Annotated in this window: 19 protein-coding genes; 14 read left to right on the top strand and 5 right to left on the bottom strand. The window is 40.0% G+C overall.

The genetic code is table 11. The features are described from left to right. The first annotated feature begins 39 nt into the window (after positions 1 to 39). Entirely contained in the window at positions 40 to 1431 is a 1392-nt protein-coding gene (gene nagE / locus H538_RS0104990; protein ID WP_026676676.1) for an N-acetylglucosamine-specific PTS transporter subunit IIBC, read from the top strand. A gap of 95 nt (positions 1432 to 1526) precedes the next feature. Here nagE and H538_RS25410 read toward each other — a convergent pair whose 3' ends face one another. Beyond that, on the bottom strand, positions 1527 to 1655 hold the full coding sequence (locus tag H538_RS25410) for a YjcZ family sporulation protein (RefSeq protein ID WP_081412576.1): 129 nt from the start codon (positions 1653 to 1655) through the stop codon (positions 1527 to 1529). A 244-nt stretch (positions 1656 to 1899) separates the two neighbouring features. Here H538_RS25410 and H538_RS0104980 point away from each other — a divergent pair, with 244 nt between their 5' ends. The 6 genes from H538_RS0104980 (at position 1900) to H538_RS23080 (ending at position 6508) form a co-directional block, all read left to right on the top strand. Then, positions 1900 to 2553, top strand: a complete 654-nt coding sequence (locus H538_RS0104980) for a 3'-5' exonuclease (protein ID WP_026676675.1) — start codon at positions 1900 to 1902, stop codon at positions 2551 to 2553. 180 nt (positions 2554 to 2733) lie between these two features. Beyond that, the gene (locus H538_RS0104975; protein WP_154657898.1) at positions 2734 to 2961 is read left to right on the top strand and encodes a hypothetical protein; all 228 of its coding nucleotides are present in this window, start codon (positions 2734 to 2736) and stop codon (positions 2959 to 2961) included. A gap of 215 nt (positions 2962 to 3176) precedes the next feature. Beyond that, positions 3177 to 5063 (top strand): OPT family oligopeptide transporter, encoded by a 1887-nt coding sequence (locus H538_RS0104970; protein WP_026676673.1) that lies wholly within the window; start codon positions 3177 to 3179, stop codon positions 5061 to 5063. Continuing rightward, on the top strand, positions 5063 to 5419 hold the full coding sequence (locus tag H538_RS0104965) for a PqqD family protein (protein ID WP_035350098.1): 357 nt from the start codon (positions 5063 to 5065) through the stop codon (positions 5417 to 5419). Before H538_RS0104970 ends, H538_RS0104965 begins: the two co-directional genes overlap by 1 nt. A gap of 92 nt (positions 5420 to 5511) precedes the next feature. After that, a complete protein-coding gene (locus tag H538_RS25965) occupies positions 5512 to 5676 on the top strand; it encodes a hypothetical protein (protein ID WP_154657897.1) in 165 nt (54 codons plus the stop codon). 100 nt (positions 5677 to 5776) lie between these two features. Next, complete coding sequence (locus tag H538_RS23080; RefSeq protein WP_051291274.1) at positions 5777 to 6508, top strand: GDSL-type esterase/lipase family protein; 732 nt, start codon at positions 5777 to 5779, stop codon at positions 6506 to 6508. 22 nt (positions 6509 to 6530) lie between these two features. Here H538_RS23080 and H538_RS0104950 read toward each other — a convergent pair whose 3' ends face one another. Further along, on the bottom strand, positions 6531 to 6719 hold the full coding sequence (locus H538_RS0104950; RefSeq protein ID WP_026676671.1) for a hypothetical protein: 189 nt from the start codon (positions 6717 to 6719) through the stop codon (positions 6531 to 6533). Positions 6720 to 6881: 162 nt separating this feature from the next. On the opposite strand from H538_RS0104950, the gene H538_RS0104945 reads away from it, so the two are divergent. From H538_RS0104945 to ytkD, 6 genes are all read left to right on the top strand, one after another. Then, on the top strand, positions 6882 to 7580 hold the full coding sequence (locus tag H538_RS0104945) for a hypothetical protein (protein WP_026676670.1): 699 nt from the start codon (positions 6882 to 6884) through the stop codon (positions 7578 to 7580). 153 nt (positions 7581 to 7733) lie between these two features. Further along, on the top strand, positions 7734 to 7898 hold the full coding sequence (locus H538_RS25960; protein WP_154657896.1) for a hypothetical protein: 165 nt from the start codon (positions 7734 to 7736) through the stop codon (positions 7896 to 7898). Positions 7899 to 8084: 186 nt separating this feature from the next. Further along, complete coding sequence (gene abbA / locus H538_RS0104935) at positions 8085 to 8279, top strand: antirepressor AbbA (protein WP_026676669.1); 195 nt, start codon at positions 8085 to 8087, stop codon at positions 8277 to 8279. Positions 8280 to 8648: 369 nt separating this feature from the next. Further along, positions 8649 to 8906: a holin gene (locus H538_RS0104925; protein ID WP_026676667.1), complete on the top strand. Its 258-nt coding sequence runs from the start codon at positions 8649 to 8651 to the stop codon at positions 8904 to 8906. A gap of 164 nt (positions 8907 to 9070) precedes the next feature. Continuing rightward, positions 9071 to 9595 carry a hypothetical protein gene (locus H538_RS0104920; protein WP_026676666.1) on the top strand — a complete coding sequence of 175 codons (525 nt, stop codon included), beginning with the start codon at positions 9071 to 9073 and terminating at the stop codon, positions 9593 to 9595. 111 nt (positions 9596 to 9706) lie between these two features. Then, entirely contained in the window at positions 9707 to 10177 is a 471-nt protein-coding gene (gene ytkD, locus H538_RS0104910) for an RNA deprotection pyrophosphohydrolase (protein ID WP_035350161.1), read from the top strand. A gap of 30 nt (positions 10178 to 10207) precedes the next feature. On the opposite strand, the gene H538_RS0104905 is transcribed toward ytkD, so the two are convergent. From H538_RS0104905 to H538_RS0104895, 3 genes are read right to left on the bottom strand one after another with little or no spacing between them, the layout of a single operon-like run. Further along, entirely contained in the window at positions 10208 to 11011 is an 804-nt protein-coding gene (locus H538_RS0104905) for an ABC transporter permease (RefSeq protein WP_051291272.1), read from the bottom strand. Then, entirely contained in the window at positions 10989 to 11768 is a 780-nt protein-coding gene (locus H538_RS0104900; protein WP_026676663.1) for an ABC transporter ATP-binding protein, read from the bottom strand. Before H538_RS0104900 ends, H538_RS0104905 begins: the two co-directional genes overlap by 23 nt. 18 nt (positions 11769 to 11786) lie before the next feature. Next, on the bottom strand, positions 11787 to 12797 hold the full coding sequence (locus tag H538_RS0104895) for an ABC transporter substrate-binding protein (RefSeq protein WP_026676662.1): 1011 nt from the start codon (positions 12795 to 12797) through the stop codon (positions 11787 to 11789). Between the two features lie 156 nt (positions 12798 to 12953). Here H538_RS0104895 and H538_RS0104890 point away from each other — a divergent pair, with 156 nt between their 5' ends. After that, positions 12954 to 13754: an alpha/beta hydrolase family protein gene (locus tag H538_RS0104890; RefSeq protein ID WP_026676661.1), complete on the top strand. Its 801-nt coding sequence runs from the start codon at positions 12954 to 12956 to the stop codon at positions 13752 to 13754. Positions 13755 to 13756: the final 2 nt, after the last annotated feature.

Below are 13756 nucleotides of genomic sequence, written 5' to 3'. Positions count from 1 at the left end.
AGCACAATAACATACTTCATAGAAAAAGGGTGAATCAATATGTTAGGTTTTTTACAACGGATTGGTAAAGCGTTAATGTTGCCGATTGCTGTCCTTCCTGCTGCAGCATTATTAAATCGGCTGGGGGCGGAAGATGTTTTTAACATCCCGTTCATCCATGCTGCAGGAGCAGCTGTTTTTGATAATCTTGCATTAATTTTTGCGATTGGTGTTGCCATAGGGCTCTCTAAAGATAATAATGGTGCAGCCGGTCTTGCAGGAGCTATCGGTTACCTTGTTTTAACAAATGCCACTTCGGCAATCGACAAGCATATTAATATGTCAGTGCTTGGCGGAATCATTGTCGGTGTTGTAGCGGGACTGCTTTACAACCGTTTCCATAATATTAAGCTGCCGGAATGGCTCGGTTTCTTCGCGGGAAAACGGTTTGTCCCGATTGTTACGTCCGGGGCCATGATCGTTTTAGCTGTCATTTTCGGTTTCATCTGGCCGCCTATTCAAGATGGAATAAACCAACTCGGGAAATGGATCATTGATTTAGGGGCTGTAGGTACAGGACTCTTCGGGTTATTTAACCGTTTGTTAATTCCTTTTGGTTTGCACCATGTATTAAATAGTTTTGTCTGGTTTGTCTTTGGCGACTATCATGGAGCAACAGGTGATTTAAATCGGTTCTTTAAAGGTGATCCATCTGCCGGATTCTTTATGGCTGGTTTCTTCCCGGTTATGATGTTTGGTCTTCCGGCCGCGTGTTTAGCCATGATCGCTGCAGCGAAAAAACATCGTCGGAAAGCGATTGCCGGAATGTTGATTGGACTGGCCTTTACTTCATTTTTAACAGGGATAACAGAACCGATTGAATTTTCATTTATGTTTTTGTCCCCTTTACTTTACGGTATTCATGCCGTTTTAACAGGGCTTTCCATGGCTGTTGCAACAATGTTAAATATCCATCAGGGCTTTGGATTTTCGGCCGGCGCAATTGACTTTTTCTTAAATATTGGGAAATCCAATACACAGCATCCATGGCTTTTATTGGGTATCGGAATTATTTATGCGGTTATTTATTTTGTTGTCTTTTACTTCTTAATTACAAAACTGGATTTAAAGACACCGGGACGGGAAGATGAGGATGAAAAAATAACGGAAGATGTGGACAATCAAGAAGAAGGAACGACTACATCAAGCGATAAATATGCCCGTCTTGCTGACAATTATTTAACCGGCCTTGGTGGAAAAGAGAATATAACGAATCTTGATAACTGTGTCACACGTTTGCGTTTAAAAGTAGCCGATATGTCTAAAATCGATGAACCTGCATTAAAACGGGCGGGTGCAAAAGGGGTTATTAAGTTAAACCAGACCGATTTGCAAGTCGTTGTCGGTACGGACGTTGAAGCAGTTGCAGAAGCAATGAGAGAAAAAATGTAAATGAAAAACCCATCTTTTTCAAAAAGATGGGTTTTGTTTATTTGGCGTGCCTGAGTGTTTCTCGCCGTTTGAAGATTGCTTTCGGTTTTTGTTTTTTACCAATATCCATAGCCATATCCGCCGAATCCGCCGTAGCCTCCCCAGCAAACACAGCCGATAATGATAAGCAGGATGAATAATACAACTATTAAGGCAAAATTGTTAAATCCAAATCCTCCTGACATGCTAACTCACTCCCGTACTGATTTTACGAGGTTGAACCTTTTATCCTCACTATATTCTATGTATGAATAAAGAAAGAGAAACAAAGGCATGAGCGGAATTTTATGAGATAAATGAGTGAAACTTTTCTGTTGAAAAAGCAATTATTTCGGTTGGGCTCATAATATAAAAAAGAAGCGGCAGAATTGAATCGGCAATAAGTCGTTACAGCCATGAAGGAGCGGTGAACAGATTGGAGTGAAGGTGATGGATTATATTGTATATGACCTTGAAATGACAAATCGCCTATCCGAAATCATTGAAATTGGTGCAGTCAGGCTTCGTATGATAAGAGGCGAACTCCAAGCAGTGGATCAATTTCAATCTTTTGTGCAACCGAAAATGGATACGTTAAATCATCGAATCATGAGTTTAACGGGGATTACAAAAGGGGATATAATAACGGCACCGCCATTCACTGCGGTGATCAAAGACTTTCAGGAATGGATTGGCGTGAGGGAATATTACCTTTGTTCTTGGGGACCGGAAGACAAATGGGCTCTTATTACGGATGCCACCTATCACAATATACCCATCGATTGGATTATTAACCATAATGATTTACAATTTTTATTCAGTATGCTTCATGAAAGCGAAAAAGGGTTCCGCTATGGGCTTACGAGGGCATTAAATAAATTGAATATAAAGCAGGAAGGATCTCAGCACAGGGCATTGGATGATGCATTAAACACGGCAAAAATTTTTAAAGAAATTTATAAAGATATTACGCTGAAAAAGAATCCAATGTCATATTTGGAATCGAAATTGTTCGAGCCTGAAAAATTAGTTTACCAAACAAAAGATGATGAAGAAGGTTCGAGTCATTCACCTTTCGCTTCTTTAGCGAAGTTGTTTGGGTAAGTGAATGTCGGAAACGAAACGGTTATATTCCAATTCAGCGATGTTTCGAGTTCTTTTGACGGAATAGGCCGTTTTCTACTCCGCTTAATCCAAATAAAGTAATAGGTGTCGGCATTTGACGAATTATTTTTGTAGGAAAATAAACAAGCCCTGCTTAATATTATAAAGGGGGTGGTTAGGTTGATGGAAACGTATTTCATTACGAATGAAAATAATCAACTGTTAGAACTCATCAATACGATCGAGCATTGCGCCTTGGAATCCAGACTTGATGAAATGGACTGTCTTGTGAAATTAAAGGAAGAACTTATCGCAAATGATGGAATTCACATCTCTCCAGAACAATACAATATGATCATCTCGATTTTGCTTAAATTTGTGCCAACATACATAAAAAAAGTCAATTAAAAAGTGCTTTTAAATAAGGACTCGCGATGATTCGTGAGTTCTTTTTATTATTGTGATAAGGCGGTATAGTAATTGCGATAATATTGGTGAAGGCAACAGCATAATAAAATTAAAAATAGTAATAAAATAAAGTATTAAAATAGTTAGAATTTGTAGATTTATGATATACTAATTTTCGTGCATTAACTAGTTTAGTTTTAAAGGCGGTGTACATCATGAGTAATAATGAAGAGAAGTCATCCTTTGTTCCCTACGTCTCTTCTTCACGATCTCTGCCGGAATTAACGGTTACAGCGATTGTGTTCGGGGTTATTCTAGCAGTCGTGTTTGGCGCTGCGAACGCTTATCTTGGGCTGAAAGTGGGACTCACCGTTTCCGCTTCCATTCCGGCTGCTGTCATTTCAATGGGAATCATTAGAGGACTTTTTAAACGAGATTCTATTTTAGAAAATAATATTGTGCAAACGATGACAACAGCCGGTGAAGCAATCGGGGCGGGTGCTGTATTTACCCTACCTGCCTTTTTCATGCTTAATATTCAGCTCTCCCAGGCGGTTATTATTTTCATTATGTTAACAGGGGGGCTTTTAGGTGTTTTCATGATGGTTCCCCTCCGGCAAATGTTGATTGTAAAAGAACATGAAACATTGCCTTACCCTGAAGGAACAGCTTGTGCAGAGGTGTTGAAGTCAGGCGAAAAGGGCGGGGAAAATGCGAAAACGGTTGCTTTTGGATTTCTTTTCGGCGGATTGGTGAAAACGCTTGCTGACGGATTTATGCTGTTTAAATCCGAGATCGAAACAACCGTCTATAAATTTAAAAATGCCGTTATTGGAACGGACATCTATCCGGCCTTGCTCGGAGTTGGATATATTATCGGCCCACGCATTGCAGGACAAATGCTCGCAGGCGGCTTGCTTGCCTGGATTGTTCTTATCCCGGCGATTTCCTTCTTTGGTGCGGATAGTGCTAAAGCGATCTTTCCCGCTAATGTCCCGATTGGCAAATTGGACGCGTGGGGCATTTGGGATAATTATATTAAATATATCGGAGCTGGTAGCGTTGCAGTTGGAGGATTAATCACGCTTATTAAAACTCTACCAACTTTAATAGGAACTGCGGCAACTATGATGAAAGGCCTGGCATCGGGAAATGCCAATTCTCTATCAATTAAGCGAACGGAAAAAGATTTGCCGTTCCAGTATGTGATCATTGGTGTATTGGCGATCATCGTGATCATTGCGTTTACCCCAATTACAAATGTCGGGATCATTGGAGCGATTGCGATTGCCATTTTCGGCTTTTTATTTGTAGCTGTGGCCTCCCGCATTGTCGGGCTCGTTGGAAGCTCTTCTTCGCCGGTCTCCGGGATGACAATTGCCACTCTTTTAATTGTCACACTCATTTATAAAATGGCTGGCCTTCACGGTGTTCATGGAATGACAGCCGCTTTGACAGTTGCCGCTATTGTTTGTACAGCTCTTGCCGTTGCAGGGGATATTTCCCAGGATTTAAAGACAGGGTATTTAGTAGGAGGAACACCATGGAAGCAACAAGTAGCGATGAGTATAGGAGTTGTTGCTTCGGGTACGGTGATTGGCATTATCCTTATCATTTTGAACAAGTCTTACGGTCTTGGGTCGACAGCGCTTCCTGCGCCAAAAGCCTCATTAATGAAAATACTCGTGCAAGGGATTTTTGGAGGTGACCTGCCATGGACATTGATATTAATCGGTGCAGCGGTCGCAGTTTCAATCGAATTTCTCGGGCTAAATTCATTAGTTGTTGCAGTGGGACTTTACCTTCCCGTCCATACTTCGATGCCAATTATGTTTGGCGGTATTGTGCGCTGGCTTGTAGATATTACTAGCAAGTCAAAAGAAGAACGGGAAGCCCGCGGGGATAAAGGGGTATTATTCGCATCGGGCTTAATTGCGGGTGAATCACTTCTCGGTGTGATTATTGCGATTCTTATTTTCTTCAAAGTGCCTATTCCATCAGCCGCGCTTACGGATAATCGGGTCATTCCGCTTGTGATCTTTTTGGCGATTTGCACTATTTTGTATTTCGTATCAAAGAGCGCAAAGGCAGAGAGAAAGTAATGGGATTGTTATTTCACTTAAAGAAAGAAAAAAGGAATTTGCTTTTGATGGTTCCGCGAATAAAAGAAAAATACAGGTTGGAACGACTTGACAATGGAACTGTTTTTCTCGTCATTCCGCGGACAAATCCAATCGAACGATTTTCGGTCCGCTTTTTAAAACAGCCTCAAGAACGCAAAGTAAAGCTTGATCAACTCGGTTCATTTGTGATCTCTCATATTAATGGCAAACGGCCGGTAAATGAACTTGCGGCATTGGTTGAAGAACACTTCGGAAAAAGCGCGGCTCCAGTTCTCCCGCGGCTTGTAAAGTTCATGCAAATTATAGAAGCGAATGGCTGGATAGAATGGAAATGAAACTCGAAGCGGTTTAATTAACCGCCTCGAGTTTTTTTAGAATAAATTCCCTTTCTTCGTCATATGATGGTTGGACAGAGAGGGGGATAAAAATGGCTGGAATTTTTATCGTGACATTGATACCTATTCTTGCGATTTTATTTGCCATTATTTACGGACTAACGCGTTTTGGTGAAACTGATACAACCCGATACGATATTGAGAATTTGTGGGAGAATAACGATTTAAAAGCGAAAGATTATCATTTAAACGGCTAATTCATTCACGATTCTTTGACAATTGTTCCTCGAAACTTGCTATTTCCTTCAATAGTTGTTTAAATAGATAAATAGTATATGGATATAAGAGGGGATCGGTTTGAGAGGGACAAAAAAAGTCATTTTTTTAGGTGCGGCGTCGATGGCTGTTTTGCTGTTTTTCTTCAGCATGCATATATACGGCCGTGACAACCAATCGAATAAATTAAAAATCGTTGCATTAGGTGATTCCTTAACATATGGAAAAGGAGACCCAACGCGAAAAGGATATATCGGCAGGGTGAGGGACGGTTTGGCGAAAAAAAGCGGCCGCCCGGTCATCTTAAATAATTTTGGGATCAGTGGGCAACGTTCAGATCAACTACTTCTTCAATTGAGAAATGAAGTTGTCCTTAAATCGCTCAATGAAGCTGATGATATTTTTCTTTTTATCGGCACGAATGACTTTAGAAAAAGCGCAAGTTGGAACTTTTTTCATCTCGACCCGGAGCGAATGGCTGAGGGACAAAAAAGACTTCAAAAAAATTTAGCGCAAATAACAAAAATTATTCGTTCGCAAAATAAAAATGCCCCCATTTATATAATCGGGTTATATAATCCATACATGGGGAAAGTTGATGATAAACATTGTGGGCCGACGATCCGTAAGTGGAATCGGTCGATTTATAAGATCAGTCAAGAAACTCCAGGAGCTACTTATATTCCCACTTTCGATTTATTTACGCACATTAATAAGAACACTTATTTTTTTGATTATATTCACCCGAACGAAAGAGGATACACTCTCATTTCTAAACGGGTGCTAAAAGTAGTAAAACCCTTGAAGGAATAATTCTTTCAAGGGTTTTTATTTGTTATAGTTTCGCCTGAAGCTTGCCATTCATGTCAATCATAAAGCCGATCTTGCGCCCGAGCAATTGGCCTAATTCTTTTGCCTTTTTATCACTTTCTGTTTTTATTTGTTCTATCGTTAACTCACCTTTTAATTGCGAAGAACCGACAATGATGTTAAGATCGCCTTCTTCGTAGTAGACAATTTTCATAACTTAATCCTCCATTCACACGATTTATTATAAATTTCGACCGTTGCAACTGAAGTAAAGGGGTGCGGTAGCGAAAGAAATAATTAAAGGGAGAATTTACTAGATAAAAATGGTATGATAGAAATAGATATAGAGATCGTTGGGGCAAGGAGGAAACGGCTTGTGGAAGATATCATAAAACTTGTCGTACTTGTTGGAAAACTTATATGGGCAAAGGCCAGTTCCGAATATTTGACAATTAAAGAATTGATTGAAACGGCATTTCAAAATTTTTGGTTTCAGTTTGCCTGGACCTTACTCGTTATTTCTGCAGTTATCGCTGCAATAGAATTTCTTATCCGATATTATTATTTTCATAATTTCATTCACCGCAAAATAAAGAATGATTTAAGCTCCTCATACGAATTAAAATTATTTATGGAAAGTCTCTTAAAGAAAGAAAAATCTAAAGGGATGTTAATGAATCTTAAATATGTACGAAGCCAATTGCTTAGCTTAAGAACAGGAGAATTACGGTTGCTAGAAACGGAATTGGTTGCGTTAAAGCAAAGTGTGAGAAGCCTTAAAACCATTGCAAGCGCAGCGGCAATCTTTCTAGGTCTGCTATCCAGCTTCATTCTTGGAATCTTTCGTATTGATGATTTCATGTTAACACAAGAAAGTGTAGTCAAAACATTGCTATTTATGGTCAGTTGGTTCCTTATCAGCCATGTTGTACTGATAAAGCATCAACGAAGGATTGTGCAAATGCATGAACTCGTTCAAAACTGCATAGACGATAAGCGGTTGGATTCTTATTTTTTTTCCGATGATCACGAGAAGGTTTCGGCCGAGGAGGCTGCTGTTATGAAAGAGCATTAAAATCGATGCTCTTTTATTCGTTTCCGGAAAATTTTTGAACAAGGTTTTGTTCTCCAGGTCATCATTCGACATTCTTGTCAATTATTGCGATTTATTTTTGAAGGATAATTTCTGAAAATCTAGAATTTTAGTATAAAAGATAGGAGGCGATGTATGATGGATAGTATCGTAAACAAAACAGGAATTTACAGAAATCTTTCAAAAAGGCGCTATGAATACTGGTATGTCAACAATAATGGTTTGAAGACAATGGTATCCTGGCTTTGTTGGAATGCACCGCAATCTGTCTATGAAGAGTGGAGCAAGTCCTGCAGCTAAATCAGATGAAAAAGGATAGGGCATAACGGACATCTTTATAGTTTGGAATTGATAGTGAAACGAGAAGAGAGATCTTTTCGTTTCGATTTCCATTAGTTTCATAAAGCGCTTTCCCGTTGTCGCACGTATAATGAAGGTGTCAACCGCTTTAATTTTGGCGGAAAAAGCGGAAAAGGGGAGAGTTGCATGGAAAAAAGAACAATCGTTTTAAGTGACCAGGAAAAAGAGTTGCTTGTTGACGTATTATTAAATCAAAGGTATGCAAAAGAATTGGTGAGTTCAGAGCTGGCGGAAATAGAGCTTGGTTTAAAAGGTTCTGAGGAACGGCGCACCAGGCAGCTAAATGATCTGCTTGTTCGGTTACATAATGCTGGTGTTTAAAAGAATAACGGCCCTCTGCCTAAGAGGGCCGTTATGTGTCTAGTAACCCTTTTCTCCGTGCCTCCATACGCCATTCTGCTTCCTTAATTAATCGTCTTGGAATTTTCCCTTTATTTTTTAAATATGACCAATAAGTCATATATTCATTTGGCCTATTTTCGGGTAACACTTTTCTCGCGTATTCCCACCAAGATAATTCATTAGACTCTAACTTTAGAAGATAAAGATCGTCTTCTTTACACATTCGTACGTTCCACTCCTGTCTTACATGATCTTACGGTTATTAACCTATGTTTAGTATGTGCCAAAAAAAGGCATTACACACATGACACTTCATCGGTGAAAAAAGTCGAGCGAGGAGGAGTAAGAATGGAACAAATGTTGATGTTTGCCTCATTACTGACCCCCCTTGTTACAGGTTTAGTAGAGTTAATCAAACGGACATTAACCGTTAAAAAAAAGTATATTCCATTAATTAGTTTTTTTATCGGAATTTTTGTTGGGATCGTTGCTTACCCGTTTACAGATCTGCAAACGGTGCTTCGCATGTGGTCTGGCGGTATAGCGGGCCTGGCTGCGACAGGCCTTTACGAGCTTGGAAAAAAAACAAGGACAAGAAGGTGTTAAAAATCAGACACCTTTTCATATTATGCAAGCTTTCTACCAAAGTTCCATTCTTTTTATTCAAAAACATGTTTTTTTGATCCGAATAAAAGGAATGGGTAAACTATAACGGTTCATTTTTTGGCAAGCTATTATGAAGAACGAGAAAACTTTATGGGCGGTGATTCATGATGAAATTAGCAGTCAGCAGTATTCTTGCATTTTTAGTAACCTTTTCAGCAACTCCTAACACGCAAGTGCCAGTTGAAAAAACAGAGAAGGTATCTATGGTGCCTGTGGCAACAAAAGATGTAGCGACTAAAGAGAACGTGAAGCCGAAGCCCAATGTAGAACTTTTGGCAAGAGAGTTTATAAAGAAGTTAAATCCTAAGTCGAATAGCCATTATAAAGTACTTGGAGTTTCGTCAAAAAAGGAATTAATTAACCAATTGCAAAAAGTAGCTTCAAGAAGCGTAGCAAAAAAATACGTGGATTTGTTATTCGAGGAGAAGAACGATGGTTTGTACGTAATTCCAACCGATCTCCCTCCGTGGTTTAATCCTGAAGAGAATTATCATTTAAAAAAGACATCAAACACATCATACCATCTAATTCAACATAATTCCAATGAATTAGATGGTATCTATACAATAAAAATGGATTTTTTATGGAACAACGGCCGCTGGATCATTTCTTCAGTTTCTATAAAATAAAGCACATGGAGTGTATTCCATGTGCTTTTCTTCCGTAGAAATTGGACAAATGGCAGCTATTTTCATTAAAATAGAAGAAACTTACCTTGAGATGGAGTTTATCACATGGAAATGATTACGTTTAAAGATTACTACGATAACACCGTTAAACTTTCGTTTGAAGACCATCCTTTTTCGAAGGAGCCAAAACATGTTTGGGTCATTTGCCGTTTTAAAGAACAGTGGCTTCTTACTGAACACCCGAGAAGAGGGCTTGAATTTCCCGGCGGTAAAGTGGAGCCCGGTGAAACGGCCGAAATTGCAGCAAAGCGTGAAGTGTTTGAAGAAACGGGTGGCCATGTAGCGACGTTAAATTATATGGGGCAATATAAGGTGGATGGAAAGGGCGGCATTATTATTAAAAACATTTATTTTGCGACAGTGGACAAAATTTTATTAAAAGACCGTTATTACGAAACAAATGGCCCAGTATTGTTGGATGATCTGCCGAATCAGATGGAAAACAATGAACGCTTCAGCTTTATGATGAAAGATCAAGTTTTAATTCAAAGTATAGACTATGCCCGGAAAAAATTTTTATGAGAAAAAGGCTATTACTTTAGTAAATAGCCTTTAACGATTTTTTATCAGTTTTTTCTCCAGGAAATCGACGAGCTGGTACATGATTGTCGCTAAAACGGCGATGATAAGAAGACTGAGAAGGACAAGGGTAAAATTAAACACCTGAAATCCGTAAATAATCATGTAGCCAAGGCCCTGTTTAGAAACGAGATACTCCCCGACAATCACGCCAACCCATGATAGTCCGACATTTACTTTTAATGTTGAAATGATTGTTGGAAAACAGGCAGGCAGAACGACTTCTTTGAAACATTGAAATTTCGATCCTCCAAAAGAACGGACAACTTTAATATAGTTTGGATCGACATTGTTAAATGCTGTAAAAATGACGATCGTTGTAATAATGACAGAGATTAATATTCCCATCGCCAGGATGGATGAAAAGTTGGGTCCAAGGACGACGATCAAGATCGGTCCAAGAGCAACTTTCGGCATCGCATTTAAAATGACTAAATATGGTTCAAGCACTTTCGAAAGAAACGGTATCCACCATAATAATGTAGCAAGCATTGTTCCGAACAACGTGCCTAAAAGAAACCCGATAATCGTTTCCGATAAGGTCATGCCTATGTGAACAAATAAACTGCCGTCGCTGATTTTTGTTACAAATAGTCCCCAAATTTTTCCCGGTGAACTAAAGAGCAACGGATCGATCCATTTTTGTCTTGAAAACAGTTCCCAACAAACGAAAAACGCGAAGAAGATGAAAAGCTGAATAAGAAGAACATGGCGTTTTTCTTTTTTTATGTTTTTTAAAAAATCAGCATGCGTTTTAGTCACTATTGTTTTCTTCAATGTTCTTCAACTCCTTCCATATTTGCTGGAACATGACTGAGTAATCCGGGTGCTGGCGCGTCTCAAAGGGGGTAAGCTTCTTAAGCGTTTCGGGCATGTTAAACGTTTGATAAATGTACCCGGGATTTTTTGAAAATAAAATGACACGGTCGCTCATGGCGATCGCCTCCCCGATATCATGGGTGACGAGTATCGCCGTTTTATCGTACTCTGACAGTAGAAAAGAGACAAGATCTTCGAGCTTTAATTTGGTCTGGTAATCTAAAGCGGAGAAAGGTTCATCGAGCAACAAGATTTTGGGGTTCGTTGCGAGCGTTCTTACGAGTGCCACACGCTGCCGCATCCCCCCGGAAAGTTGCATAGGATATTGATCGAGAACGTGAGATAATCCAATTTCATCTAAAAGGGATAATGCATTGGATACTTGTTCCTCATTCAATTGGCCACGTAGTTTTAATCCAAGCAAAACATTTTCTTTAATCGTCTTCCACGGAAAAAGATAATCTTGTTGAAGCATGTAGCCTATCTTCGGATGCGGTCCGTTGATCGGCTGTTCTTCAAGGAAAATTTCTCCCTCTGTGGGCGCAAGGAGCCCGGCGATGATCGATAACAACGTAGATTTCCCGCATCCGCTCGGGCCAAGGAAGGAAACAAATTCCCCCTCATGAACCGATAACGTTACATTTTCTAAGGCCGTCGTGGCCGTCCGTTTCGAAAAATACGTCTGACCAATCGACTTTAATTGCAAAAAGGCCACTTCGATCCCTCCAGTTTATTATTTCACTGCTTTCTTAGCAATTTCGGAATTGACTAACGTTTTGTAATCTACTTTTTTCGGTAATTCGCCTGCTTCTTGCATGATCGTTAATAAGTGATTCCAGGCGTTTTCTTCTAAAATCGGGCTTGTTGCATAGCTGTGTTGATTTTTATAACGATCAACAACGGTTTCGATAATGTCCATCGGAGTATCCTCAAAATAAGGAGCAATAACTTTCGCCGTTTCTTTAGCGGAATGGTTTTCCACCCATAATTGCGCCTTATAAAGGGCCCTTGTAAATCGTTCAATAACGTCTTTGTTCTCTTTTAAGTAACCTTGTTTTGCCATATAGGACGTATACGGTAATTTTCCAGATTCCGAGCCGAATGAAGCGACGATGTAGCCAATTCCTTTTTTCTCAAATAAACTTGCCTGCGGCTCAAATAATTGCACATAATCACCGGTACCAGCAGCAAAAGCATTAGGAATATTCGCGTAATCGATGCTCTGGTTCAGCTTAATATCCTTATGCGGGTCAATGCCATGTTTTTTTAATGTGAATTCGCCCGCCATTTCTGGCATGCCGCCTTTTCGTTGACCCAAATATTCTTTTCCTTTAAGCTGTTCCCACGAGAAGACAGCCGGTTTTTTTCGGGCAACGAGGAATGTTCCGTCTGTCTGAGTGAGCGCGGCAAAATTAATGACCGGGTCGCTTGCCCCTTGCGCATAAACATAAATGGAAGTTTCTGATCCGACGAGAGCAATATCTGTTCCATTGGAGAGTAAGGCAGTCATCGTTTTATCCCCGCCCCACGTTGTTTTTAAGTCGACTTTAATCCCTTCTTTTTTAAAAAAACCTTTTTCAATTGCGACATATTGTGGTGCGTAAAAGATAGAGCGAGTGACTTCCGCGACCCTAACCGTTGTTTGTTTTTTAGATATGGACGATTTCGAGCAAGCGCTGATGAGAACACATGATAAAAGCACCAGGGAAACAAGAAGGGAGATCTTTGCTTTAATCCCTTTCATTGTGTTCAACTCCTTTAGATTAGGATGAAGTTATTGTTTTATGTAATACTTTATGTAGGAGCATTTAATTGTGTGTTTGCCTAGAACAAAATAGGTAACGTTATTTTGTTTGAAGTGGAAATGGGAACAAACATTGGAACGGAGGTTCTTACGGTGATACATAGCGAGAAGATCATCTATAAACAAAGATTTCCTTCACCGCATCCGAACATTGAGTTATATAAAGTGACGTATTTAAGTGAAGGATTAAAAGTGAAAGGGATGCTTTCCGTACCGATTGTATCTAAACCGCTGCCAGGGCTTTTGTACTTGCGCGGAGGCATCAAAAAAGTCGGAATGGTCCGTCCTGCAAGACTCATCGAGTTTGCCGCACACGGGTTTGTCGTTCTAGCTCCGTTTTATCGCGGAAACGAAGGTGGAGAGGGGAATGAAGATTTTGCCGGGAAAGACCGCTACGATGCATTCCATGCATATACCGTCTTAAAGTCGCTTCCTCAAGTAAAAGAAAATGATATTCATGTATTCGGTTTTTCAAGGGGAGGCCCGATGGCTCTTTTTACAGCAATAAAGTTTCCGGAAATCCGGTCGGTTGTGACATGGGGAGGAGTGACGGAAATGCGGTGGACGTATGAAGAAAGGGTTGATTTGCGGCGGATGATGAAACGGGTCATCGGCGGCAGCCCTGACAAATACTCGGAAGAATACGAATGGCGCTCTCCTTTATATTATTGTCACGACCTTCAAGTACCCCTCTTAATGATCCACGGCATGTGTGATGAAAACGTGAACGTAGAGCACACATTGCAAATGAAGCGCTGTTTAGCGAAGCTTGGAAAGGAACATGAAGAATGGCTTTACCCGCAATTTACCCATCACTTTCCGCCAAGGGAAAAACGGAAGATAACAAAAGCATTATGCGATTGGATGAAAAGCCATTCTCCAGAGGAAAACGGATAAGC

The organism is Fictibacillus gelatini DSM 15865 (assembly GCF_000430745.1).
GTDB lineage: Bacteria > Bacillota > Bacilli > Bacillales > Fictibacillaceae > Fictibacillus_A > Fictibacillus_A gelatini.
Note: the sequence above shows the minus strand (reverse complement) of the source record. Positions and strands in the feature narration are given on the sequence as shown.

What these genes read in the sequence shown, in the direction of transcription:
- nagE (WP_026676676.1), top strand. Translation starts at nt 40, where the DNA reads ATGTTAGGTTTTTTACAACGGATTGGTAAAGCGTTAATGTTGCCGATT.
- H538_RS25410 (WP_081412576.1), bottom strand. Translation starts at nt 1,655, where the DNA reads ATGTCAGGAGGATTTGGATTTAACAATTTTGCCTTAATAGTTGTATTA.
- H538_RS0104980 (WP_026676675.1), top strand. Translation starts at nt 1,900, where the DNA reads ATGGATTATATTGTATATGACCTTGAAATGACAAATCGCCTATCCGAA.
- H538_RS0104970 (WP_026676673.1), top strand. Translation starts at nt 3,177, where the DNA reads ATGAGTAATAATGAAGAGAAGTCATCCTTTGTTCCCTACGTCTCTTCT.
- H538_RS0104965 (WP_035350098.1), top strand. Translation starts at nt 5,063, where the DNA reads ATGGGATTGTTATTTCACTTAAAGAAAGAAAAAAGGAATTTGCTTTTG.
- H538_RS25965 (WP_154657897.1), top strand. Translation starts at nt 5,512, where the DNA reads ATGGCTGGAATTTTTATCGTGACATTGATACCTATTCTTGCGATTTTA.
- H538_RS0104950 (WP_026676671.1), bottom strand. Translation starts at nt 6,719, where the DNA reads ATGAAAATTGTCTACTACGAAGAAGGCGATCTTAACATCATTGTCGGT.
- H538_RS25960 (WP_154657896.1), top strand. Translation starts at nt 7,734, where the DNA reads ATGATGGATAGTATCGTAAACAAAACAGGAATTTACAGAAATCTTTCA.
- abbA (WP_026676669.1), top strand. Translation starts at nt 8,085, where the DNA reads ATGGAAAAAAGAACAATCGTTTTAAGTGACCAGGAAAAAGAGTTGCTT.
- H538_RS0104925 (WP_026676667.1), top strand. Translation starts at nt 8,649, where the DNA reads ATGGAACAAATGTTGATGTTTGCCTCATTACTGACCCCCCTTGTTACA.
- H538_RS0104920 (WP_026676666.1), top strand. Translation starts at nt 9,071, where the DNA reads ATGATGAAATTAGCAGTCAGCAGTATTCTTGCATTTTTAGTAACCTTT.
- ytkD (WP_035350161.1), top strand. Translation starts at nt 9,707, where the DNA reads ATGATTACGTTTAAAGATTACTACGATAACACCGTTAAACTTTCGTTT.
- H538_RS0104895 (WP_026676662.1), bottom strand. Translation starts at nt 12,797, where the DNA reads ATGAAAGGGATTAAAGCAAAGATCTCCCTTCTTGTTTCCCTGGTGCTT.